Source organism: Psychroflexus sediminis, assembly GCF_900099815.1.
In the GTDB taxonomy this organism is placed as follows: domain Bacteria; phylum Bacteroidota; class Bacteroidia; order Flavobacteriales; family Flavobacteriaceae; genus Psychroflexus; species Psychroflexus sediminis.
The window spans coordinates 47,700-70,880 of the sequence record NZ_FNCW01000001.1 but is presented as its reverse complement, the minus strand read 5'-3'; the positions used below and the strand labels follow the sequence as shown (position 1 = coordinate 70,880).

Annotated in this window: 23 protein-coding genes and 1 pseudogene; 16 read left to right on the top strand and 8 right to left on the bottom strand. The window is 37.3% G+C overall.

What is annotated here, in order from left to right:
- Positions 1-3 precede the first annotated feature (3 nt).
- The 15 genes from radA (at position 4) to BLP81_RS13735 (ending at position 14,924) form a co-directional block, all read left to right on the top strand.
- The gene (gene radA / locus BLP81_RS00265; RefSeq protein WP_093364086.1) at positions 4-1,365 is read left to right on the top strand and encodes a DNA repair protein RadA; all 1,362 of its coding nucleotides are present in this window, start codon (positions 4-6) and stop codon (positions 1,363-1,365) included.
- A 242-nt stretch (positions 1,366-1,607) separates the two neighbouring features.
- Positions 1,608-5,126: an isoleucine--tRNA ligase gene (gene ileS, locus BLP81_RS00260; protein ID WP_093364083.1), complete on the top strand. Its 3,519-nt coding sequence runs from the start codon at positions 1,608-1,610 to the stop codon at positions 5,124-5,126.
- 1 nt (position 5,127) lies between these two features.
- Complete coding sequence (locus tag BLP81_RS00255) at positions 5,128-5,511, top strand: TraR/DksA family transcriptional regulator (RefSeq protein WP_093364080.1); 384 nt, start codon at positions 5,128-5,130, stop codon at positions 5,509-5,511.
- Positions 5,512-5,716: 205 nt separating this feature from the next.
- Complete coding sequence (locus tag BLP81_RS00250) at positions 5,717-6,718, top strand: helix-turn-helix transcriptional regulator (protein WP_093364079.1); 1,002 nt, start codon at positions 5,717-5,719, stop codon at positions 6,716-6,718.
- 218 nt (positions 6,719-6,936) lie between these two features.
- Positions 6,937-7,158 carry a LapA family protein gene (locus tag BLP81_RS00245; protein WP_093364077.1) on the top strand — a complete coding sequence of 74 codons (222 nt, stop codon included), beginning with the start codon at positions 6,937-6,939 and terminating at the stop codon, positions 7,156-7,158.
- Positions 7,159-7,243: 85 nt separating this feature from the next.
- Complete coding sequence (locus BLP81_RS00240; RefSeq protein WP_093364074.1) at positions 7,244-8,410, top strand: hypothetical protein; 1,167 nt, start codon at positions 7,244-7,246, stop codon at positions 8,408-8,410.
- Positions 8,389-9,822 (top strand): OmpA family protein, encoded by a 1,434-nt coding sequence (locus BLP81_RS00235; RefSeq protein WP_093364071.1) that lies wholly within the window; start codon positions 8,389-8,391, stop codon positions 9,820-9,822. The genes BLP81_RS00240 and BLP81_RS00235 overlap by 22 nt, the downstream gene beginning before the upstream one ends.
- Positions 9,823-9,825: 3 nt before the next feature.
- Entirely contained in the window at positions 9,826-10,485 is a 660-nt protein-coding gene (locus BLP81_RS00230) for a hypothetical protein (protein ID WP_093364068.1), read from the top strand.
- 78 nt (positions 10,486-10,563) lie between these two features.
- Entirely contained in the window at positions 10,564-11,265 is a 702-nt protein-coding gene (locus BLP81_RS00225; protein WP_093364065.1) for a sll1863 family stress response protein, read from the top strand.
- Positions 11,266-11,301: 36 nt separating this feature from the next.
- Positions 11,302-12,174, top strand: coding sequence for a mechanosensitive ion channel family protein (locus BLP81_RS00220; protein WP_093364062.1), 873 nt, complete (start codon positions 11,302-11,304; stop codon positions 12,172-12,174).
- Between the two features lie 34 nt (positions 12,175-12,208).
- Entirely contained in the window at positions 12,209-12,619 is a 411-nt protein-coding gene (locus BLP81_RS00215) for a hypothetical protein (protein ID WP_093364058.1), read from the top strand.
- 70 nt (positions 12,620-12,689) lie between these two features.
- A complete protein-coding gene (locus tag BLP81_RS00210) occupies positions 12,690-12,974 on the top strand; it encodes a sll1863 family stress response protein (protein WP_093364051.1) in 285 nt (94 codons plus the stop codon).
- A 53-nt stretch (positions 12,975-13,027) separates the two neighbouring features.
- Complete coding sequence (locus tag BLP81_RS00205; protein WP_093364048.1) at positions 13,028-13,831, top strand: DUF481 domain-containing protein; 804 nt, start codon at positions 13,028-13,030, stop codon at positions 13,829-13,831.
- Positions 13,832-13,991: 160 nt separating this feature from the next.
- On the top strand, positions 13,992-14,633 hold the full coding sequence (locus BLP81_RS00200; protein WP_245686384.1) for a methyltransferase domain-containing protein: 642 nt from the start codon (positions 13,992-13,994) through the stop codon (positions 14,631-14,633).
- 54 nt (positions 14,634-14,687) lie between these two features.
- Positions 14,688-14,924, top strand: a complete 237-nt coding sequence (locus BLP81_RS13735) for a hypothetical protein (RefSeq protein ID WP_245686383.1) — start codon at positions 14,688-14,690, stop codon at positions 14,922-14,924.
- A gap of 14 nt (positions 14,925-14,938) precedes the next feature.
- Here BLP81_RS13735 and BLP81_RS00195 read toward each other — a convergent pair.
- Positions 14,939-15,406, bottom strand: a pseudogene (locus BLP81_RS00195) (CYTH domain-containing protein).
- 263 nt (positions 15,407-15,669) lie between these two features.
- On the opposite strand from BLP81_RS00195, the gene BLP81_RS00190 reads away from it, so the two are divergent.
- Positions 15,670-15,954 carry a sll1863 family stress response protein gene (locus tag BLP81_RS00190; protein ID WP_093364044.1) on the top strand — a complete coding sequence of 95 codons (285 nt, stop codon included), beginning with the start codon at positions 15,670-15,672 and terminating at the stop codon, positions 15,952-15,954.
- Positions 15,955-16,356: 402 nt separating this feature from the next.
- Here the strand turns inward: BLP81_RS00190 and BLP81_RS00185 are convergent, their stop codons facing one another.
- From BLP81_RS00185 to BLP81_RS00155, 7 genes are all read right to left on the bottom strand, one after another.
- Positions 16,357-16,824 carry a CYTH domain-containing protein gene (locus BLP81_RS00185; protein ID WP_093364038.1) on the bottom strand — a complete coding sequence of 156 codons (468 nt, stop codon included), beginning with the start codon at positions 16,822-16,824 and terminating at the stop codon, positions 16,357-16,359.
- Positions 16,825-17,220 (bottom strand): HIT family protein, encoded by a 396-nt coding sequence (locus BLP81_RS00180; protein ID WP_093364035.1) that lies wholly within the window; start codon positions 17,218-17,220, stop codon positions 16,825-16,827.
- A 12-nt stretch (positions 17,221-17,232) separates the two neighbouring features.
- Positions 17,233-19,035, bottom strand: coding sequence for a GNAT family N-acyltransferase (locus BLP81_RS00175; protein WP_093364688.1), 1,803 nt, complete (start codon positions 19,033-19,035; stop codon positions 17,233-17,235).
- A gap of 88 nt (positions 19,036-19,123) precedes the next feature.
- Complete coding sequence (gene mscL / locus BLP81_RS00170) at positions 19,124-19,549, bottom strand: large-conductance mechanosensitive channel protein MscL (protein WP_093364032.1); 426 nt, start codon at positions 19,547-19,549, stop codon at positions 19,124-19,126.
- Between the two features lie 124 nt (positions 19,550-19,673).
- Entirely contained in the window at positions 19,674-20,669 is a 996-nt protein-coding gene (locus BLP81_RS00165; protein ID WP_093364029.1) for a LacI family DNA-binding transcriptional regulator, read from the bottom strand.
- A gap of 57 nt (positions 20,670-20,726) precedes the next feature.
- Positions 20,727-22,070: a T9SS type A sorting domain-containing protein gene (locus BLP81_RS00160; RefSeq protein ID WP_093364026.1), complete on the bottom strand. Its 1,344-nt coding sequence runs from the start codon at positions 22,068-22,070 to the stop codon at positions 20,727-20,729.
- Between the two features lie 191 nt (positions 22,071-22,261).
- On the bottom strand, positions 22,262-23,179 hold the full coding sequence (locus BLP81_RS00155) for a glycoside hydrolase family 17 protein (RefSeq protein WP_093364023.1): 918 nt from the start codon (positions 23,177-23,179) through the stop codon (positions 22,262-22,264).
- Positions 23,180-23,181: the final 2 nt, after the last annotated feature.

Below are 23,181 nucleotides of genomic sequence, written 5' to 3'. Positions count from 1 at the left end.
ATCATGGCAAAAACCAAAACAACTTTCTTCTGCCAAAATTGTGGCGCTCAGCATGCCAAGTGGCAGGGGCAATGCAATGCCTGCAAAGAATGGAATACCCTGGTAGAAGAAGTTATTGATACCAAACCCGAAAAAACCTGGAAACCTGCCAGTTCAGCAGCTCCTAAACGCATCTCCAAACCTCAGCGCATCAATGACATCAAGATTGGAAAAGAAATCAGAATTCCCACTTCCAATCAGGAATTCAACCGTGTTTTGGGAGGCGGTATCGTGCCTGGCAGTATCACTTTGCTTGGCGGAGAACCCGGTGTAGGAAAGAGTACTTTACTGCTTCAGTTATCCCTGAGTTTTAATCAGAAGGTACTTTATGTTTCAGGTGAAGAAAGTCAGCAGCAAATTAAAATGCGAGCAGAGCGCATTCAAAAAGAAGAATCCAATTGCTATATACTTTCAGAAACCAAAACCCAGCTCATTTTTACTCAAATTGAAGCTCTGGAACCTGAAATCTTAATTATAGATTCCATACAAACCCTGCATACCGATTACGTCGAAAGCTCCCCGGGAAGTGTTTCTCAAATTCGGGAATGCACCTCGGAGCTCATCAAATACGCCAAGGAAACCAACGTACCCATTATTCTTATCGGTCATATCAATAAAGAAGGCAGCATCGCCGGGCCCAAGGTTCTGGAACACATGGTCGACACTGTACTTCAGTTTGAAGGCGATAAAAACTACGCTTACAGAATTTTAAGAGCGCACAAAAACAGATTTGGTTCCACCCACGAACTAGGGATTTACGAAATGCAGGCAGGTGGTTTGGTGGAAGTTTCCAACCCCTCAGATTTGCTTATTTCCAAAACCGACACCCACTTAAGCGGTACTGCTATCGCGGCCACTCTGGAAGGCATGCGTCCTATGATGATCGAGATCCAGGCATTGGTGAGTTCTGCTGTTTACGGCACTCCTCAGCGTTCGGCGACAGGTTATAACCTCAAACGACTCAACATGGTCTTGGCTGTTTTGGAAAAAAGAGCGGGTTTCCGCCTCGGTGCGAAAGACGTTTTTCTCAATATCACAGGTGGCATCAGCATAGACGACCCTGCTATTGATTTGGCAGTGGTCGCGGCCATTTTATCGTCCAGTGAAGACGTTTCCATTTCCAAAGACATTTGCTTCGCTGCAGAAGTCGGTCTTGCCGGAGAAATTCGCCCGGTAACACGGGTGGAGCAGCGTGTGATGGAAGCCGAAAAACTAGGTTTTGCCTCAATCCTTATCTCCAAACAAAGCAAATTACCGCGCAGTGATTATAAAATTAACGTGATCCGCGTCGCTAAAATTGAAGATGTGGTCGATACCCTTTTTTAGGAAACTACTGATTTAAAATTTAAGTTCTTCGGAATCTAAAGCTGCCTGTATGCAGGTTTTCCAGACAGGAACCTAAACCCTTAAGTGACCTGAAGCCCAGGACTGTCGGTATTTTAAGACTGAAATTCTGCGTTATAGATTAAACCGTTTAATTTACTCAAGTTTATTTCAGATTTTCCTGAGACTTGGGGTCAATTTGGATAAAATCCCTATTTTTGCAAATCATTTGAAAAAAACCAGAAATGAGCAAGAAATTTCCTGAATATAAAGGACTTGACCTCCCAAAAGTCGCAGAAGACATCACGCGTTTTTGGGATGAAAATGCTATTTTCGATAAAAGCATGGACGAGCGCGAAGGCGCGGAGCCTTTCATTTTCTTCGAAGGTCCTCCATCTGCCAATGGCATGCCTGGTATTCACCATGTCATGGCCAGAAGCATCAAGGATATTTTTTGCCGCTACAAAACTCAGAAGGGATTTCAGGTCAAGCGAAAAGCGGGCTGGGACACTCACGGACTTCCCGTGGAACTCAAAGTGGAGAAAGAGCTTGGAATTTCCAAAGAAGATATCGGAACCAAAATTTCTATAGAAGACTACAACAACGCCTGTAAAGAAGCAGTCATGCGTTACACCGATGTGTGGAACGACCTGACCAAAAAAATTGGCTACTGGGTAGATATGGAAAATCCGTACATCACCTACAAATCCAAATATATGGAAAGCGTTTGGTGGCTGCTTTCCGAAATTTATAAAAAAGGCCTGATTTATAAAGGCTATACCATTCAGCCCTATTCACCAAAAGCAGGAACAGGCTTGAGTTCTCACGAGCTCAACCAGCCGGGGACGTATCAGGATGTCTCAGACACGACGGTCACTGCTCAGTTTAAAGCCATCAAAAACAGCTTACCGGAACAGCTTCAAACCGTGGAAGGTGATATTTTCTTCCTGGCCTGGACCACCACACCCTGGACACTGCCAAGTAATACGGCGCTTACCATCGGTAAAAAAATAGAGTATGTAGTTGTTAAAACTTTCAATCAATATACTTTCGAACCTATCAACGTAATATTTGCTAAGAACTTAGTTAAAAACCTTTTAGGTAAAAAGTATTTTGAAAGTGAAGATTTGTATGAATTTCTTATTGATTCAAGTACGGTTCCTAAAAAGACAAAGGATAATGAACATATTTATGATATTCTAAAGTCGGTTACAAAAAATTCTGGTGATCTAGACCAACTAACAGATACAATTGACTTGGTTAATTCCCTTAAGAAACTGCCTTATACAATTGTTGCTGAAATTAAAGGAGAAAGCCTAATCGAAGCTCGATACGAACAACTGATGAAGTTTGCTCTGCCCTACCATTCGCCAAAAGACGCTTTTCGGGTCATTGCCGGAGATTTTGTCACGACAGAGGACGGTACAGGAATTGTTCATACGGCGCCAACCTTTGGGGCAGATGATGCCATGGTTTGTAAGCAGGCGAAGCCGGAAGTTCCCGGACTTTTGGTCAAAGATGACAATGACAACTTAGTGCCTTTGGTCGACCTAAAAGGAAGATTCCGCCCGGAAGCCGGTCACCTCGCGGGCAAGTATGTCAAAAATGAATACTACGAAGATGGCGAGGCCCCGGAGAAATCTGTAGATGTGGAAATCGCCATTCAGTTAAAAGAACAAAACAGAGCCTTTTTGGTTGAAAAATACGTGCACTCCTATCCCAACTGCTGGAGAACCGATAAGCCTATTCTATATTATCCCCTGGATTCCTGGTTTATCAAAGTGACCGAATTTAAGGACAGAATGCACGAACTCAATAAGTCCATCAACTGGAAACCCGCAGCAACAGGAGAGGGTCGTTTTGGAAACTGGCTTGCCAATGCCAACGACTGGAACTTATCCAGATCTCGCTACTGGGGAATCCCTCTGCCTATCTGGAGAACCGAAGACGGCAAAGAAGAGATCATCATAGGTTCTATCAAAGAACTGAAAGCAGAAATCCAAAAAGCGGTAAACGCCGGGGTTATGGATGAAGATCCCTTTGCAAGTTTCGAAGTAGACAACCTCAGCGAGGAAAACTACGAGAAAGTAGACTTACATAAAAACACCGTAGATCAAATCACCCTGGTATCGTCTACAGGACAACCTATGAAACGCGAAGCAGATTTGATAGATGTATGGTTCGATTCCGGATCCATGCCTTATGCGCAGTGGCACTACCCTTTCGAAAACAAAGAAAAAGTGGAAGACACCTGGAGATCTGCAGATTTTATCGCGGAAGGCGTTGACCAGACCAGAGGCTGGTTTTATACCCTGCATGCCATTGGCACGATGATTTTTGATGATGTGGCTTATAAAAACGTGGTTTCCAACGGCCTGGTTTTAGATAAAAACGGACAGAAAATGTCCAAGCGACTAGGCAATGCTGCAGATCCGTTTATCACCCTGGACACTTACGGCCCGGATGCCACGCGTTGGTATATGATTTCCAACGCCAACCCCTGGGACAACTTAAAATTTGATCTGGAAGGCATTGGCGAAGTCCAGCGAAAGTTTTTCGGTACGCTTTATAACACCTATTCGTTCTTTTCCATGTATGCCAACCTGGATCAGTTTCAGTATAAAGAACAAGACATCGACAGCAAAGAACGCCCGGAAATTGACCGCTGGATTCTTTCAGAACTGAATACGCTTATCCAAACCGTAGATGAATTTTATGCCAACTACGAACCGACGAAGGCCACGCGAGCCATTTCAGAATTCGTCCAGGAAAACATGAGTAACTGGTATGTACGTTTAAGTAGACGACGCTTCTGGAAAGGCGACTACAAAACCGATAAAATATCGGCTTACCAGACCCTGTTTACCTGTTTAAAAACCATCGCACAGCTCTCTGCACCTGTTGCACCCTTTTTCTCTGACCGACTCTACAAAGATTTAACATCGACTAGTCTTGGGGATCATAAAGAGAGTGTACATTTGGCCAATTTTCCTAAGCAAAATCCTGAGTTAATCGATAAAGATTTGGAGCATAAAATGCAGATGGCTCAAAGCATATCCTCTTTAGCCTTATCCTTGAGAAAAAAGGAAATGATTAAAGTGAGACAACCTTTGGAACGTATTATGATACCGGTTTTGGATCCAACGGTCAAAGAAAAAATCGCTGAAGTTTCAGACCTGATCAAGTCAGAAATCAACGTAAAGACCATCGAATTTATCGATGACACCTCAGGGATTTTAGTCAAGGATATCAAACCCAATTTCAAGGTTTTAGGACCGCGTTTTGGAAAAGAGATGAAGCATGTCGCTCAGGCCATCCAAAATATGGACGCCAAAGACATTGCAGAATTAGAAAAAAACAAGCATATTGAGCTAAAAGTGAACGGAGAACCTACTGAAATCCGTCTTGAAGAAGTAGAGATTCTTTCTCAGGATATTGAAGGCTGGCTGGTAGCCAGTGGAAATGGTCTCACAGTAGCTTTAGATGTTACGCTCAACGAAGATTTAGTAAACGAAGGCATAGCCAGGGAACTGGTCAACAGAATTCAAAACCTGAGAAAAGACTCTGGTCTTGAAGTGACAGACCGCATCGATATTCATCTTCAGGAAAGCGGAAAACTTTCCGAGGCTGTTCATCAAAACCTGGGCTATATAAAAACAGAAACACTAACGAATACTATAAATTTAACCCCAAAAGTAAAAGATGGTTTACAGATAGAATTTGATGATATCCAAACCGTTTTAGCAATTGAAAAACTAAATTAAAATGGCAGAACAAAACAATAAAGAGCGTTATTCTGATGAAGATCTTGCAGAATTTAAAAAGTTGATTCAGGAAAAAATCGAAAAAGCTAAGAAACAACTCCAAACTTACGAAGACGCTTACAAAAATGGCAGCAGCAACGATACTGAAGATACCGCTCCTACATTTAAATCTTTTGACGATGGCAGCAACACCTTAAGTAAGGAAGCCAATTCACAACTGGCTATTAGACAGGGGAAATTTATCCGTGATCTTCAAAATGCTTTGATTCGCATCGAAAATAAGACCTACGGAATTTGCCGTGAAACCGGAAAATTGATTCGTAAAGAACGATTGATTTTAGTACCGCATGCAACACTTAGCATAGAAGCAAAAAATAAGCAGTAAAATAAACTATACATTTTTTAAACGATCAAAGCACAGAGAGTTCTGTGCTTTGATCGTTTAAACTACTAGTTGAATTTCAGTTATTAATTATACATCTAGTTCTAATAGCTTTGAGTTTACCTTTCAAAATGTAATTTCAAATTTAAACAACGATAATTGTATAATAAATTAAAATGATTGAATTTGCACTCAGTTTTTACTATTAATGAAAATAAAAATAGAAAAAAATAATGCCCTAGGTTTACATACCGCATTAAATCAAAACCTTCATACTATTGACTCTAAAAGAGGTTTTGAGCTTAAGACCCAAATTACAAATGGAATAGGAGATCTCAATCTTATTAGCTATGAATTTGACAAAGGTTTTAATTTTAACATTTTAAAAGGAGATATCAGCTCTTTACTAGAACTTGACTTTGAAGAAGATAAAAATAATTATTTGAGATTTTTCTTTGTAAGGAAAGGAGAGCTAATTCATAATGTATCTCCAAATATTCGTTATAGGCTTACAGACAACTTTTCTTGTATGGTTGCAGCAAAAGGTGGTGAAAATCAACTATTTACATTCCCTGTCCAGAATGATATTGAGCTCTTGTTTCTGCAGGTTGAAACTCAAAGCTTTTCTATTGATTTGAAATCAGATTTTTTTAGCTTACCTAAACAAATAGGTAATGTATTGATGAATAAGAAAATGGATGATCATTTTATTTACCACAGCCTTTACACTTTAGACATCAGCGAAACTATTTCAGAAATAATAAACACTGAAAAAGAAGGGATGGTGAAGCGATTCTTTTTGGAGTCCAAAGCTCTTGAATTACTTTGGCTTCAGTCCGAACAGTTTGACAAAGAAACCTCTGAAGGTTACAGTAAAAAAGTCCTGAGAAAGCAAGACGTGCCTGTAATCAAAAAAGCAAAAGAATACATTCATAACAATCTTGAGAAAAAACTGACATTGTCTTTAATTTCTCGAGAAATAGGCACAAATGAAACAAAGCTTAAAACTGGATTTAGAAAATTATATGGCAAAACTTTCACTGACATTATAAGACTGGAGCGATTGAATAAAGCAAAAGCTCTCATAGATGATGGCGATCTAAGCATAAAAGAAATTGCTAATTTTTGTGGCTATAAAAGCACATCAATGTTCAGCACTAGGTTCAAACAACGCTTCGGAACTACACCTGGCAAGTATAAAAACTCTTAAAAAGCTTTTTTTTCATCTCAATCGGGTGAACTTTTCAAAAAAGAAAGATTTGAATGTATTTCTATTATACATTTACTAAAAATTTAAATGCATGTCAATCAAGAACTAGAGTTCTATCGATCTACTCTTCTACCATTGGATAAATACTGAAACTTTTTTTATTTAAAAATGGGCTTTAAAAAAAATTAAAGTTTTAAAATAGAAATAAATTGCCCCTAATGCGCACTCTTAAATCCATTTTATTACTGATAATCATAATAGCAGCTACTATTTTCATATTCCAAAATATGGAAACCGTTAGCTTAAAATTTATCATATGGCAGCTAGAAATACCCCTATCTGCTGCAAGTATACTGTTGTATGTTTTAGGTGCGGTTTCCGGAGGTTTGATTTTTTCAATGCTAAAGAAACTTGCTATCGAAAATAAAAGCAGAAATTAGAAATTCACAATTAAAAAAATAAATTAATTCTGAAGCTCATACTAAAGCTTTATAATTTACAAACCCTTTATAGAAACTATTAAACATGAATAAAACATTACTTACGACTCTTTTACTTCTTTGTTCCCTAACTGCATCTTATTCACAAGAAAGAAGCGTTAAAATTGATTTTGAATCTGGAACATTTTATAACACTCCAAGAATACCTTTTGATGAAACCCTCTCAATAGTAGGCGAAGCTGGAAAAGATATAGAGATGGTAAAAGTCAATATCTCTTACGAAGAGAAAGATTACACCCTGCATTCTTATCTATGGAATAGAATAGAAAGAAACTCTTCTGAAACCTTCAACATAGTAGTTCCTCCTGTTTTAAGATCGAATACAAAATATGATTTTGAAATCATCACCTACAAGCTGTTATCTAATTCGCAAAAGTCAAAATTGCTTGAAAATCTTAAAAGCAGAATACGTTTTCTTTTGATGAACAATATGTATTACGATGGGAAAAATGTCGTGGTAAACAAACCAAAACACGTGTATGAGGAATTGGAAAAGCTGGTGAAGGAATCATTAAAATACCATGAATCTAAAAACATGATTTCTGTAGAAGCTCCATCGTCTTTGGTACTACAGGAATTAAAAAAACAAAATGATTTTAAATTCAGTAGATTTTTTAAGAAAACGACCAGAGATGAGAAAAGCGAAAAAGCGAACGAATTGATCCAAGAAAAGGTAGATCACCTTGTGAAATTAATAAGCACTGAACTTGCTCCTTTTATCAATAGTGATGTTGTACAGCATTATAAGCTGGTAAATATAAAATCAGTAAAGACAGATAAAGAACGCTTCACTTTACCAGTAAATGTTGGCATGTACGCCTGGAGCAAATCTGTGGATATCAACAATTCATCTGTTGAAAATATTGATTTCACCCCTGGAGTTGGCATTACCATTCCTTTCAACAACAAAAGTAAGCTAGCAATGAAATCTCGTATTTTTGACTCTTTTGGCTTTTCTGTAGGCGTATTACTTGAGCCAATCGAAGATGCTGAAGGCACAGAATATGTGACACCAGGAGTAGATTTACCTGTCTATACCGGTCTTGGTTTTAGGATGTTTAAAGTTGTACGTTTTAACGCTGGTATCCTCATACTTGGAGAAAAAGGAACCGAAAATCTTGAAAAATTATCTATCATACCAACGGCTGGATTAGCCTTAGAACTTGACCTATGGATGGGAATAAGAAAATAAAAGCACTGGTTTATTCACTTGTTCTGGTCGTTTCAATCACTGCCTGCAGTATTCAGAGTACGAGCTACACAGGATTGTATATTGATAGTGACTCAGCACTTGAATTTCCTGTAGAAACTGAAGTAATAAAGCCAGAGAAAGTTGATTTAACTCAAGTGGATCGTACAGATTCAGTAGTAAGTCCTCATGAACAAAAAAGAGTTATGAACATCTCTTCTGATAGTGTATATTCAAAAAAACTTATTTACGAAAACACCTCTTCGTTACTTAAGAATCATTCTCGTAAAAAAAGTATGAGAGAGGATAGAAAATCAACAGAAGGTAATAGCGTTTCAGGTTCTAAGACTAAAGATTCTGTAAACAAAATCAGTCTGGACGCACAAAATAAAGAGTTCAAAAAACTACAACAGAAGATTACTGAAGATAAAAATTCAATGTATCTTAGAGATAGTTCTTTCACTTTAACCAGAGCACAGAAACTTCAAATTGTATCTGGAGAAAAAAAGACTCAGGAAGAAGCAGAGAATTATAATAAAGCGAATACTGACCGAAATCAGACACAGAAAACGGATACAGTCTTTATTGTAAAAGAAATTTACAGGAATACAAACGCTAATTTTTCAGAAAAAACCGAATCTGAAAACGACGATTTAAAAAAGCGAATAGAGCGATTAGAGTCTCAAAAAAAAGTTCAGCAAGATAAGGAGCCTGTTTATATAGAAAAAGAAGTTCCGTCTAAAGAAGTAGAAAAAAGCAGTGATGAAAGTTTTGAGTCTGTTTACAAAGAAGTTGTAAGGTATGAACCTGCCAGACCACAAAATAATAGAATCCAGCCTCTGATAACTATTCCACAGCAACGAGATACTGTCTACATCGAAAAAGAAGTGCCTGTAAAAGAAACAATAGTTTTAGAAAACAAGAGTGATAAAGCTGTTTACGAAAAGCTAAATTCTCAAAATGATACGATTAAACAACTTAAAGAACAGCTTACTCAGAAGGCGCTTTTACAACAAAAAACGGATACCATATATAAGATAAATGAAGTCCCTGTTTATAAAACAAAGGAGGTTGATTCTCTAAGTATTACTGCATTTTATGATATAGGTAAAACAGCACCTTCCAACGATGTGATGAAGGAACTAAAGGAAGTACTAGAAAGTAAGCATGTAGGAAAAATTATGCTTTCCGGCTATACCGATGCTTCGGGAAACCAAAGCATCAATAAGGCTTTGACGGATAGAAGGCTGGAATACATAAAGGAACTCATGGCCAAAGTTGTACCTGTCCATAAAATTTATGTGCAAAATTTTGGGGATAGATTTGCTTCAAGTGAAATTATTCCGACAGAGCGAAGAGTTGAGATTAAAGTGTACATCAAGCCAGAAAATGAACAAATTAAAATTGATAAATAAGATATGAAAGTAAAAATTTTAGAAGCCAAAACCCTAAACGAACTCGATTCTTATTGGTCAAATGAAGATTACTCAGCTTTACTAAAAGAGTTTGACTTCCCCGAAGCTGATGAGGTTAAGGATGAAAATTTGAGAGAAATGCTTTTCATGGCCATTTCAGATTTTGAGCCGGACGAAGCTGCCAGTATTATTCTAACCTACAAATTGAGCGATCAACTGAATGAAGGCCAAATTCATTCTATATCTCATGAAATGACAAATGATAAGGTGGCTGAAGAATATCCCGAACCTAGTTTACACTACGATTTATTCAACATCAATCAGCTTTTATACAAGGCTTATAACGGTACTTTTCCTAATACTGAAGCTACACTGCTAAAATTGGAAGTTGTGGAAGACGATGGAATTGAAATTGGAGAAGACAGAGAAATCCTGGCAAAAGTAATTGCGGGAGCCCTCAAAAATAGAAGCCTTGTAAAAAGACTTTTCGCGGATCAACTTGAAGCTAGTGTAAAATTTGAAGATGCTCACAAATTCATCTGGACCATAAAAAATCCTGAAAAGAATAAGTATCATGTATTAACTTCAAAGTACTGGATAAGCAAAGAAGATATTGTAGGCTCTGACTATGATATCGAAGTCAAAAATTTTGAAGAAGAGTAAATAAATTAAGATTAGAATCTGAAAATTGACTATCTTAATATCTATAAATTTAAACTGAATTAATTAAAACCTTACACAATGAATAAAGAAGAATATAAAGCAAAGGCAGCACAACTTATAGATGAGGCTTCTGCAAAAATCAATGAATTGAAGGCTAAAAAAGAATCTGCTAAAGAAGATTCTGAAACAAAATACGACGACGCAATAGCAGAATTTGAAGCTAAAAAAACTGATCTGGAATCGAAATTTGAAGAATTGAAAACTTCTTCAGAGGACAAATGGGAAGAGTCTAAAGTAAAGTTTTCTTCTGCTTTTGATTCTTTTGAAGAAGGGTGGAGTAAATTAAAATCAATATTTACGATACTTATCGTTTTAACTTTATTAGTTGCCTGTAATTCATCAAATAAAGATGAAAAGACGACATCTGAAGATGTACAGAAAGAAATGAATGATGTCATTGAGGTGTCTAAAGATTATAGTGCAGAAAAGTGGGAGGACTTAAGCAATAAAGTCGAAGAATTAAAAAATGATGTTGAAGACAGAACCAAAGAAGTCGAAGAGCAGTACAACAATCTAAGTGATGACCTTCAAGATAAATACAAAGAACAAAAGCAAGAGATTTCCAATCAAAAAACTGAACTGGACAAAAAGATTGAAGCCTTTCAAAATGCATCTGGTGAGAAAAAAGAAGAGTTAAAGTCCGAAGTTATTCAGCTTAAATCTGCTTTAGACAAAAGTGTTTCAACTTTCAAAAAAGAAATGGAAGAAAACCAGCAGTAATGGATCTTGAGTCTAACTTAATTTCTTTAAAAACCTATGAATAGATCTGAGGAGTTTTATGAAGATGTGATTTTTTACTTTGAGACAAATTACATCAATCTTGGCTTAACCCTGCTTTTCTTAATTGTAGGGTTTTTGATAGCCAATTTTGTAAAGCAAAGGATAAAATTACGTTTGGTTAAGAAGTCTCCAAACCGAATCACAGCTACGTTTATATCTCAAATCATCAGTTTCGTTATCAAAACTGCTGTGATATTGATTACGCTTTATTTGCTTGGACTCGATTCTTTCACAAATAAAATTCTGGCAGGTGCAGGATTGTTAACCTTCGTTATCGGTTTTGCTTTAAAAGACATTGGAGAAAACTTTTTAGCCGGGATTATTCTTGCCTTTAAAAGTCCTTTCAGGCTAGATGATCTGATAGAAGTAAATCAAATTGTCGGTTTTGTCAAAGATATCAGCATTCGCGAAACTCTCATAAAAACACCAGATGGGAAAGATGTTTTTTTACCGAATTCTATCATTCTAAAGAACCCACTTTTCAATTACACTATTGATGGTTTTTTAAGATATGAATTTATAGTGGGTATTGCCTATGAAAACAGTCCTACCAGAGCAACTGAAATCATTGAAAAAACTCTCAACCAGACCGAAGACGTCCTCAAAGGAGATAAAAACCCTACCATAGCTATTGACGAGTTGGCAACTAATACCATCAATCTAAAAATAAGATTCTGGGTAGATACATTTAAATCAAAAAAGCGTTCTGTACATCAAAGTGTGCGTTCTGAGGTCATGAATAAAGTGGTTGCAGCCTTAACTTCTGAGGGCTTTAGCTTGCCAGCATCTATCGTTGAGTTAAAAAATTATGAATCTTCAAACTCTTTAAAAATCAAATTAGACAAATAAACTTTATAAATTCAGCATTGTCAATACTAAGCATATGAAAAGCATAAAATTCACACTACTTGCAGCCTTAATATTCATTTTAAATTCCTGTTCAGAAACCTACGAGTTCCCGGTATCAAAGGTAACACCTGCAGCAGATATTATTGCTGAGATAAAAGAGCAACAGGATCCTAACTATTTAGTAAGTCTGGAAGCAAAAAACTTAGCTGCTCCTGAGAGATTAGAAAAGCCAAAGAAGAATTATGTCATATGGGTGATGTCTAAAAAAGGAACACTTAGAAATGTAGGACATTTTAATCAGGAAAACGCAGTAAAATCTACTTATACAGCATCCTTTCCTTACCAGCCAATGGAGATATTAATTACTGCTGAAGACGAAGAAGGAGGGTGCTTTCCGGATGGCATAGAAATTTCAAGATTAAATCTTAGGAAAAATAAAAAATAGTAAATCAGAGTATATTTAATATCTGACTAAAAAATTCAAACACTTTTATTAACACTAAAATTTGAAAATCATGAATAAAGAAGAATTCAAAGCTAAAGCAAACCAGAAAATCGACGAAGTTTCTGCAAAAATGAATGAAGTAAAAGCAAAGAGAGAATCTGCAAAAGAAGATGCAAAGTCTGATTATGATGAAGCTCTTAAAGAGTTAGAGTCAAAGAAATCTGACTTAGAAAATAAATACTCTGAACTAGAGAATGCTGCTGAAGACAAATGGGAGGAAGCAAAAGATGCATTTTCATCTGCGTCAGACTCATTTGAAGACGGTCTTACTAAAATTAAATCTCTCTTTTCCTAACAAGATTTTTGTCGGCTATACTTTCGTGGTATAGCCGCTTTTTTTTAAAAAAAATGAATAAAACTCTTATCTCCGCCTCTGTTATACTAGCCCTTTTCCTGTCAAATATTAAAGCATTTACTCAGGTTCTGCATACAGAAAACTTCAACGTTGTAATTGACACCTCTAAAACCGTAAAAGGTAATTTCACGCCAAGTTTTAGGTACCGTAATCTGAAAGATGACTTTTTAGAAATAAGCAATACTGCAGATGTATCTCTAAGAATAAATAAACATGCATTTACGATAGCCAACAGAGTTGAATACAGTTTTTTTGGTGATGAAGATATTCTAAGTGGTGGATTTTTATATTTAGAATATATGAATCTTCAAAATAAAAAAATTGCATTTGAACCTTTCTTCCAGGTACATTGGAATGAAGTGAGAGGTCTCAAAGAGAAATATGCCTCAGGAATGAATTTTAGATGGAGAGCTCTTGAGAAAAAGAGTACAGGTTTATTCTTTGCTATTGGTAGCTTTTACGAGTTTGAACGGTGGGGTTATTCCGGAGTAAAGGAAGAATTATTACCTCCTAATACAGACCCGGTTGAGTCAAGTAAAATACGAGCTAATTCCTACATAAGTTTTAAGCAAAAATTTGGCTCTTTGTTCGATCTAGACATAAGTGGCTATTACCAACCGGCCTTTTCATCTTTTTTTTCAAATTACAGGCTTGCAAGTAGTTTTGAATTAACTTATAACATCACAAAATTCCTGGGCCTCAGATTGCTTTATCAAAATATATACGACCCAGATCCATTGGTTCCTATAGATAGGTTATACCATGATATAAACTTTGGAATTACTCTTACTTTCTAGGATCTGAATAATCTCAATTTAAGCCTTAAAATAGCAAACTAGTCCTTTAAAAACTTTTTTAATGAGATGTATAACATTGAACATAAAAGTAAACATTCATAAGTAGAATTTACAAACTGTTTAAATCTATACAGAATAGTATTAGATTAAGTTTGTGCGCATGAGAAAAATTGAAAACTGTCCTGTTTGCAGTTCAGAAAAAGTACAACATTTTATATCTACTTCTGCGCAAATGCATTCCGACAAGGAGGTTTTTAAGTTTGACCAATGCACAGATTGCGAATTTGTCTTTTTAAACCCAAAAGTCTCGCCGGAGCAGCTTAAGAATTACTATACAAAGTATTATTTGCCTTATCGTGGAGCAGAAGCATGGGGTAAATGTGGAAAATTGGTTAATAACAGTCTCAAGAAGCTTGATTTAAGAAAATTGAAATTTGTAAATAGTGTCCAAAAACTCAACTCTTCATCTTTACTGCTCGATGTGGGCTGTGGTCAACCCAGTTTTTTGAAACTAAGTAAAGAGAAATCTAACTGTCAAACTTTAGGAATTGATTTCTCCAATGAAGGCTGGAGCAACCAAAACCATAAATACCAAAATATAGAATTACAGATCGGTGAAGTTCGGGATTTATCTGAAAAATTAAGACCGGATGTCATCACTATGTGGCACTATTTGGAACACGATTATTCTCCTATAGAAAACCTAAGTTATCTAAAGTCCATCTCAAAATCTTCTACAAAGCTGATCATTGAAGTTCCTAATTTTGACTCGTCAAGTAGAAAAAAATTCGGAAAGCACTGAGCCGGCTGGCACACTCCCAGACATACCTCTTTGTTTTCGCCAAATAATCTTAAGATGATGCTCAATAAAAGTGGCTGGAAATTGGAACGCAGTTTTGATTATGGAACTATGGGCCCTTACCTCATAGAGTGGATGAGTAGAATGGAAGAAAAAGAAATCGAATGGGATAAAAACATGGAGAGTGAGATTGTATTTTTCATCATGGGAATGATAGCTTTTCTACCAAAACGACTTATGGAAAAGAAATTATCACTTGGGATTATGACAATGATAGCAAGTCCAGACGTATAATTTCCAAAAAGCATTTACCATTTTGAATAAGGCTGCTTGGATAGCATGGAGTTGTAGTATTTTACATCTCCTGTCACCTCCTCCTCCAGCCAGTCTGGTTTTTCAAACACCTCATCTTCAGAGGAAAGTTCGACTTCAGCAACAATGAGGCCTTGGTTTTCACCATAGAATTCGTCAACTTCAAATACATGCTGACCTGTATTAACGTAGGAAGGTGTTTTCTCTATGTGCCCGGGTTCACAAAGCTCAAGCAAAATTGCGGCTTCACCCTCAGGGATTTCCCGTTCCTATTCCAGTCTGAAAAGTCCGGAAGCCAAACTTTCCCCTTTGATGGTAAGAAAACCTTTGTCACCCGTGATGCGGATTCTTACGCATCGCGATTCATTAGAATTTAAGAATCCCTGAGCCATGTTGCTGGCCTTGAAAGCTTCTTTTTTAAACGCTTCAGAACTGACTAAAAACTTAAGTTCAATTTCCAGCATTTACAAACTTACATTTTCGCTTATCGTTTTGGCAATGGACTTAAACTCATCTTCAAAAAATGATTCTTTCATTTCAAAATGCATATCATCCATCGTATTTATAGGAGTAAGGTGAACACTGGAAAATAGGTTCCCGGTATAAAAAAAGCAACTCCTACTGCAGACTTTACTCCAGATTTAAAGGAACAGCAACATAAGATTTATTATATTTAGAGTATGGCTGAAAAATTAGACTATTTTATTAATAATTAAATTTTAGAATTATGAACAAAGGAGAATTCAAAGCAAAAGCAAAACAGAAAATCGATGAATTTACTGCAAAATTGAACGACCTGATAGCTGAAAAAGCAGCAGCACATGAAGATTCGAAATCCGACTTTGATGAAGCGCTCAAGGAATTAGAATCAATGAAATCAGACTTAGATAACAAATACTCTAAGTTAGAGCATCCAGCGGATGACCAATGGGAAGAAGCAAAAGCTGCATTCTTATCTGCTTCCAACTCTTTTGAAGAAGAGTTTTCTAAAGTAAAATCTCGCTTTTCTTAGTGAATTTTTGTCGGCTATACTTTCACTGTATAGCCGACTTTTTTTTGAAAACAAATGAATAAAATTTTAAGGTTTTAAATGAAACCCCCAGAGTTATAAAAGCTAATTTCACACCAAACTTTAGGTGGCGAAACTCGAAAGGTGATTTTCTGGAAATTAGCGATAATGAAGAGGCATCTCTTGGAATAAATAATCATGCGTTTTACGATAGCAAAAAGAATTGAATACAGTTCCTTTTCGTGAGGAAACTATCCTAAGTACTGGGTTTTTATATTCAGAATACATGGAGTCTTCCAAATAAAGACATTGCCTTTGAAGCTTTTTTCGGTTAGATTGTAACTAAAGGTCGAGGATAGAAAACTGGATTCTATTTATTCAAAATAAGTTTTAGAAAATTTATTTTTACCACTTGGAATAAGGTTTTTTAGAAAGCATGGAATTGTAATAGTTGGCATCACCTGACACCTCTTGTCCCAGCCAGTCCGGTTTTTGGAAAGCTTCGTCTTCCGAGGACAATTCAACCTCTGCGACGGTGAGACCCTGATTTTCGCCATAAAACTCGTCGACTTCAAATACATGCGGACCTGCATTCACGTAGTAACGCGTCTTTTCAATTTGTCCGGGTTCACAAAGTTCAAGCAAGGTTTTTGCTTCATCCTTAGGGATTTCTCTTTCCCATTCCAGTCTGGAAAGTCCCGAAGCCGAACTCGGCCCTTTGATGGTAAGAAAACCTTTATCATCGGTAATGCGAATCCTAACAGTTCGAGATTTATTCGAGTTTAGAAATCCCTGTGCAATGTTGCTGGTTTTGAAAGCTTCTTCTTTAAAAGCATCAGAACTGACTAAAAATTTGCGTTCAATTTCCTGCATTTACAAACTTACATTTTCACTTATCGATTTGGCAATAGACTTAAACTCGTCTTCAGAAAAAGAATCTTTCTTCTGAAAACGCATATCGTCCATCGTATTTATAGGAATCAGGTGAACATGCACATGAGGCACCTCCAGACCAATAACGGCCAGACCTACTCTCTTACAGTCAATAGTGGACTCAAGGGCATGAGCCACTTTTTTTGAAAATGCCATCAAATCCAAATAAGTTTGTTCATCCAGGTCGAATATCTTATCGACTTCTTTCTTCGGAATGCAAAGCGTATGACCTTTGGCATTGGGGTTGATATCTAAAAACGCGAGGAAATCTTCGGTTTCTGCTACTTTATGGGCAGGGACTTCTCCTGAAATTATTTTTGTGAATAGTGTTGACATAATATATGTTTTTTAATTTTTATTCTGTTTCTCCAATTCTGCCTGAAATTCCTCCATCACTGGTTTTACAGTGCTTTCCGGAATGTCTTCTATGCGAATGTACATCAAACCATCTACCGAGTTGTTGAAAAGCGGATCCACATTGAAAGCGACCACTTTCGCATTTTGCTTGATGTATTTTTTGATCAATACCGGGAGTCTCAGGTTTCCCGGCTCTATTTCATCAATGATTTTATCAAATTTAGTCAAATCAGCTTTTGTAGAATCGAAAACAAAGTCTTTATCACTATCCTTTAGCTTAACTTTAAATTCTTTTTTAGGCCTGACGTACTGAGCCATGTACGGATCGTAATAATTGGATTTCATGAATTCAATCATCATGGATTTGGAAAATTTCGAAAATTTATTACTGATGCTGACACCTCCAATAAGGTATTTATGCTCAGGAAACCTCAGGGTGCAATGTACAATCCCTTTCCAAAGTAAAAACAAGGGCATGGGTTTTTGCTGATATTCGGCGGTGATAAACGCCCGTCCCATTTCTATGGATTCGCTCATGGTTTTATAAAGCTCCGGTTCGAAGCGAAACAACTCATTGAGGTAAAAGCCTTCGATGCCATATTTCTCATAAATCTGACTTCCCAGGCCCATTCTATAGGCCCCGGCCAGTTTTTTGGCCTGGTGATCCCATAAAAACATGTGCTGATAGTAATCATCGTATTTGTCTAAGTCTAAAGACTTATTGGTGCCTTCGCCCACCGACCTGAAGGTGATTTCCCGAAGCCTTCCAATTTCCAAAACTATGTTGGGGATATCTTGACGTTCTGCAATAAAGACTTCGTAGTTATTACTCACGAGAAGCCTTCGGGACTGATCCCTGCAGTCTTGTACCTCTCTTGCCAGAGCTTCACAATCGATTTCATCGGCGATGGACTTAGGAGGCCGTTTCAGAGGAAATTTGATTTGCTGGGGTATGTTTTCAAGCAGATTCTTTTTTTCATAGGAATTCGCCAGAAAATAGGTTTTCTGTCTCAGGAAATTAGAATAGGCTGTGAGGTCTTCAAAGCTATTTTGATCCTTCACCGAAATCGAATTTCCAATTCTCACGCGAATAGGTCGGTGATTCTTTTTAAGCATTTCACCTGGAAGTCTGGCTGTTCTCAGGTTTTCATTCAGCTTTGCCAGGCGATAAAAAGATGCTGAATTTTTAGCGTGAAAGTATACCGGAATCACAGGAACCTCCACCTTTTTGATCAATCGTATCGCTTCGCTGGACCAGAGCTTATCCACCACCTTGCGCTCCTCCAGATGCGTAGATACTTCACCTGCAGGAAAAACACCAAAAGGACTTCCTGATTGTATATGAGACAAGGCCTGCTTAATTCCTGCTACACTCGATTTCGCCTCTTTTCTCGATTCGAAAGGATTGACGGGCATCACGTATGGCTTCAAGGGTTCTAAGCGGTGAAGCAAAAAATTGGCCACCACTTTATAATCCGGCCGTTGTTCCAGAAGTAACTTGAGTAAAATGAGTCCATCTACAGCGCCAAGGGGGTGGTTGGAAATAGTGACAAACGGACCCATTTTCGGAATGCGTTTCAGGTCTTTTTCCGGAATTTCAAAATGAACATCAAGATGCAGTAAAACCGCATTGATAAACTCCACCCCTTCCAGATGCGCATACTGATCGTAAATTTCATTTAACTCTGAAATCCGTGTGGTCTGCATAATAAAGCTGCCCATGACATTACCAAGTATTCCAAACCTGGACAAGTTAAGCCCGCTGGCAATTTCAGTAGCAGTAATAAATCCCATATCCATTTGTTTAGTGAGTAAATATACTAAAGTTTGGGATTTTGTTTAGGAATGTCTGGCCTGGAAAGTGGCAAATAAACCGTGAAGTTCAGGAATTGTTCTGTTGTTTCAATAAGTCCCGAATCTCAGCTAATAACTCAATATCTTTTGGCGTAGCCACTTTGGGATTGGTTTCGTCTTCTGATTTGGTTCTTAGACGATTTAAGCCTTTAATCACCAGAAAAATACAGACTGCGATAATTAGAAAATCTATACCCGTTTGAATAAAATTGCCATAGGTCATTTCTATGGCTGGCTGGATAATGACTCCGTCTTTTTCAACTTCATTTTTAAGAACAATTTTTAAAGCTTTGAAATTGACATTACCCAAAATGGAACCCAGTAAGGGCATGAACAGATCATTGACTAAAGAAGTGACAATTTTGCTAAAAGCTGTACCAATAATGATACCTATAGCCATATCAAACATATTACCCTTGACGGCAAACTCTTTAAATTCTTTGAGGATTTTCATTCTAACTTAAATTTAGACCTAAAACTGGTATGATTTTTTAGAAGCTTAAAGCTTATTTTCCCAATTTTCACTAAGTGATTGTACCGCTCATAACTAAAATATGCAAAAAACCAAGCCTTGCAAATTAAGCAATATGAATTTCAAAGGGCATATCGAAGGTTTTTGGTTTTTCTGTGGAGTCTTTGGATTCTAATCGGCTAATCAGCATTTCAGCTGCTTTTTCGCCAATTTTCATCGCTTTTTGATCGATGTAGTTGAGTCTTGGGTAACTCAGCAATGCATTTTTTTCATCTGAGAAGCCTATAAGCATGATGTCATCCGTCAGTTCTGGTTTTTCGGATTTTACGATGCTTTGGAACATCAGTGAGGAGGTGTTGTCTGCAGAAATAACCGCATCAAATTCATTTAAGGATAAAAAGGCTTTGATCAAACTATGCGGCTGAGAGGATCCCGTAAGATCTAGTTCTAAATTCGGATCCGGCTCTATGCCGTGATCTATAAGGGCTTTCTGATAGCCTCCTTTCCTAAGCAAACCAATAGGCAGATCCTCAATTGAACTCACAAAGGCTATTTTGGTTTTTTTCTTGGAAATCAGAATTCGCGTCGCATCATACATCGCCTTTTGATCGTTGATCACTACTTTATCACAATCGATTTCAGAAGTGGTCCGGTCGAACAGGACAAGGCCTTTCTTGTTGAGACTGATCTGGTCTAAATGCACGAAATCTTCCCTGGAAAGAGTTTCGGTAGAAAGCGAAATAATAAAGCCATCCACACGGCCCTGCAGCATGAGCTCAACGCTTTTCGCTTCTTTTTTAAGCTGTTCGTGGCTTACACAAATGATGGTGTCGTACCCCTTTGTCGTTGCAAATTCTTCGATACCATGAAGGACTTTGGCAAAGAAAGGATTTAAAATGTCGGGAACAACTACACCAATCGTATTGGTTTTATTGACCTTAAGAGCCAGAGCGGTCTTATTGGGTCTGTAGTTGTATAGCTCGGCTGCTTCCTTAATTCTCTTTTTGGTATCCTCTCCTATATCTTTAGCATCGTGAAGTGCTTTGGAAACCGTAGATACAGAAACATTGAGCTGTTTGGCAAGTTCTTTTAAAGTGACCATAAGAAAAAGCGTATGCTAGATTTTACCAAACATACGCTATTTTAATAAGTTAATAAATTATTCCTTTATTAATTTGATCGTTTTGGTCTGATCAAATTCATTTGAAATCTTAGCTAAATAGATTCCACTGGCTAAGTCATTAGCGTTTATCATAACTTCTGAGGCGTTCACCTTTAAGTCCTTCACTAAACGTCCGGTGACATTAAAAACCTGAACCGTTTGGATGTTCTCTGTGGTCTTAATGGTCCAAACATCCTGAGTGGGATTAGGATAAGACTTAAATTCAGCTTTGCTAAACGAATCGTTGCTTAATGAAGTATCACTATACAGATATAGGTTATCGTAGTATACGGTTCCTAAATTTGAAGTTATAACGAACTGAACAATATCACTTATACTGCTACCATCTATTTCAGTAAATGAAGTTAAAGGAATATCAAAAGATATCCAAGTTCCAGGATTTGGATTTGGCAAGGCTGGATTACTAGCATTAGTAGCAGAAAATTCAATAGCATTAGCTTCAGCAGTTCCTCCTGCCCAGTTTGAAAATTTCATATTAAAACTTTTATCTAAAGTTTCTGATTCTGTCCAAATATCCATGTGAAAATGTGTCATTCCAGAGGCATCAACAGTTCTTGCACTTTGCCAGTCTATTCCTTCACAACCTAATCCGGAAATCCTTTTTGTTGCGTTCCCTTCTATCATGAGTTCAACAGTTTCTCCTGGGCACCAATCGGTATCAAAGGTATCAACGGTTATATCAGTATAAGCATCGCTAAAGATAGAAATAACATCACTAGAATTTCTACTAGGAGGTAAAGGAGCAGCTGTAGATGGCTGAGGTGGTACTGTAATAGCCGAACCTTGAGGAGCTGTAAGGTTATCTACATAGGTTGTGATTACTTCTGTTGCTGGATTTACCAGATTTCCAGAAGCGTCAACATTAACACGCATCGCAAATTCACCCCATTCTCCTGACGCACCAGTAAATGTAAAAGTCAATGTTTCCCAACCAGTTCCAGTATGTTCTACAGCAGAATTTAACTCAATAGTTGCCTGATTACTCTGACCATCCTGAACTATTCCTGTAAAATAAGTAGTGGACGTAGCATATACATCAATACTTACAACTTGACTAGAAGTTAAGTCAATATAATTGGTTTGTGGCCTTACAAAAATACCTTTCCATACATCACCTCCAGATACTTCTTCTATTTTACCAGCTTGGTTTGATGCATCTGTAGGGTCTGCTGCTAAAGATGCCGTTAATCCGCCTCCAAATGCCCCGTAAATATCTGAAAATTCTACATTCTTTTCAGATTCAAAATCTTGCAAGACTTGTTGTGAAAATCCGAATGTCACTATTAGCAACATCATAATTAAAAGTGTAATTTTTTTCATAGTTTTTATTTTTAATTAATATTAATTAATGAATTACTAAATATACATTAAAAATATAATATATTGATAATTAGACCACTACAAAATTCATACGCCTTTTTATTCAGGTTTACCCTTTGCTAAAAGGCTGGTATGAGGCAATACTGGCATTAACGTATTGTTAATGTATAGGTTAAAGTGTTAAATTATTGTCAGTATTTCAATTTCTCGAGTTTATCCCAGATTCCCCAGTAGGCTCCAACGACGCCTTCAGCGCCAACTTTCCAGGATTCATCAAAGGATGAAAAATAAAAACTTTCAATACCAGCCTTTTTACACCATAACTGCGTGTTAATGAAGTACTTCAGGGCATTTTCAGCAGAGGGCTCTGCAGCCCCTAAACTTTCACCCTGGCTTGGCCAGCCTGTTTCGGTAATGATTACTTTTTTACCTCTACCCGCCTGTAGAGCCTGCCCATACATTTGCTGCATATGGGTGAGTGCATAGTCGTGATGGCATTTTTCCCAGAACGGATAGCAGTTGGATAAGATGATATCACATAAATCTGTCAGGTCCGGATGCACGGCAAATTCATAATATGCATCCACGTAACCTACCGGAATGTGGGAAGGTATGGAGCGTTTTACCTCTTCTATATGTGCTTTCAATTCTTCAAGCGGTATATCATTTCGATATAAAACTTCGTTGCCAACTGCAGCGATATCTACTTTACCTTCATTTGCCAATTTTATAAGAGCGTCCAGTTCTTCTCTATTCTTTTCTTTATCGTCGCTAATCCATGCGCCTACCAGGGTTTTCATGCCTTCTTCTTTGGCTACTTTAGGCACAAATTCATTGCCTTCAATACACGAAAACGAACGCACCCATTGGACGTGTGGTTTCAAAATGTTTATACGTCGTCGCACCTGTTCTTCAGTGATGCTGTCCCCCGGCTCCTGTCCGTCTTCATACATACTAAAACATATGCCGTGAAATCCATCTTTCATTATGGATTTGAATAGATCATAAAGCTCCTTTTTCGAAACCTCCGGCATGATACCTGAGTCCTGTATAGAAGCTAAAAACTGTTTTTGCTGCTCTGTTACCTGTTGTTCTTTTCTGTACGACATGA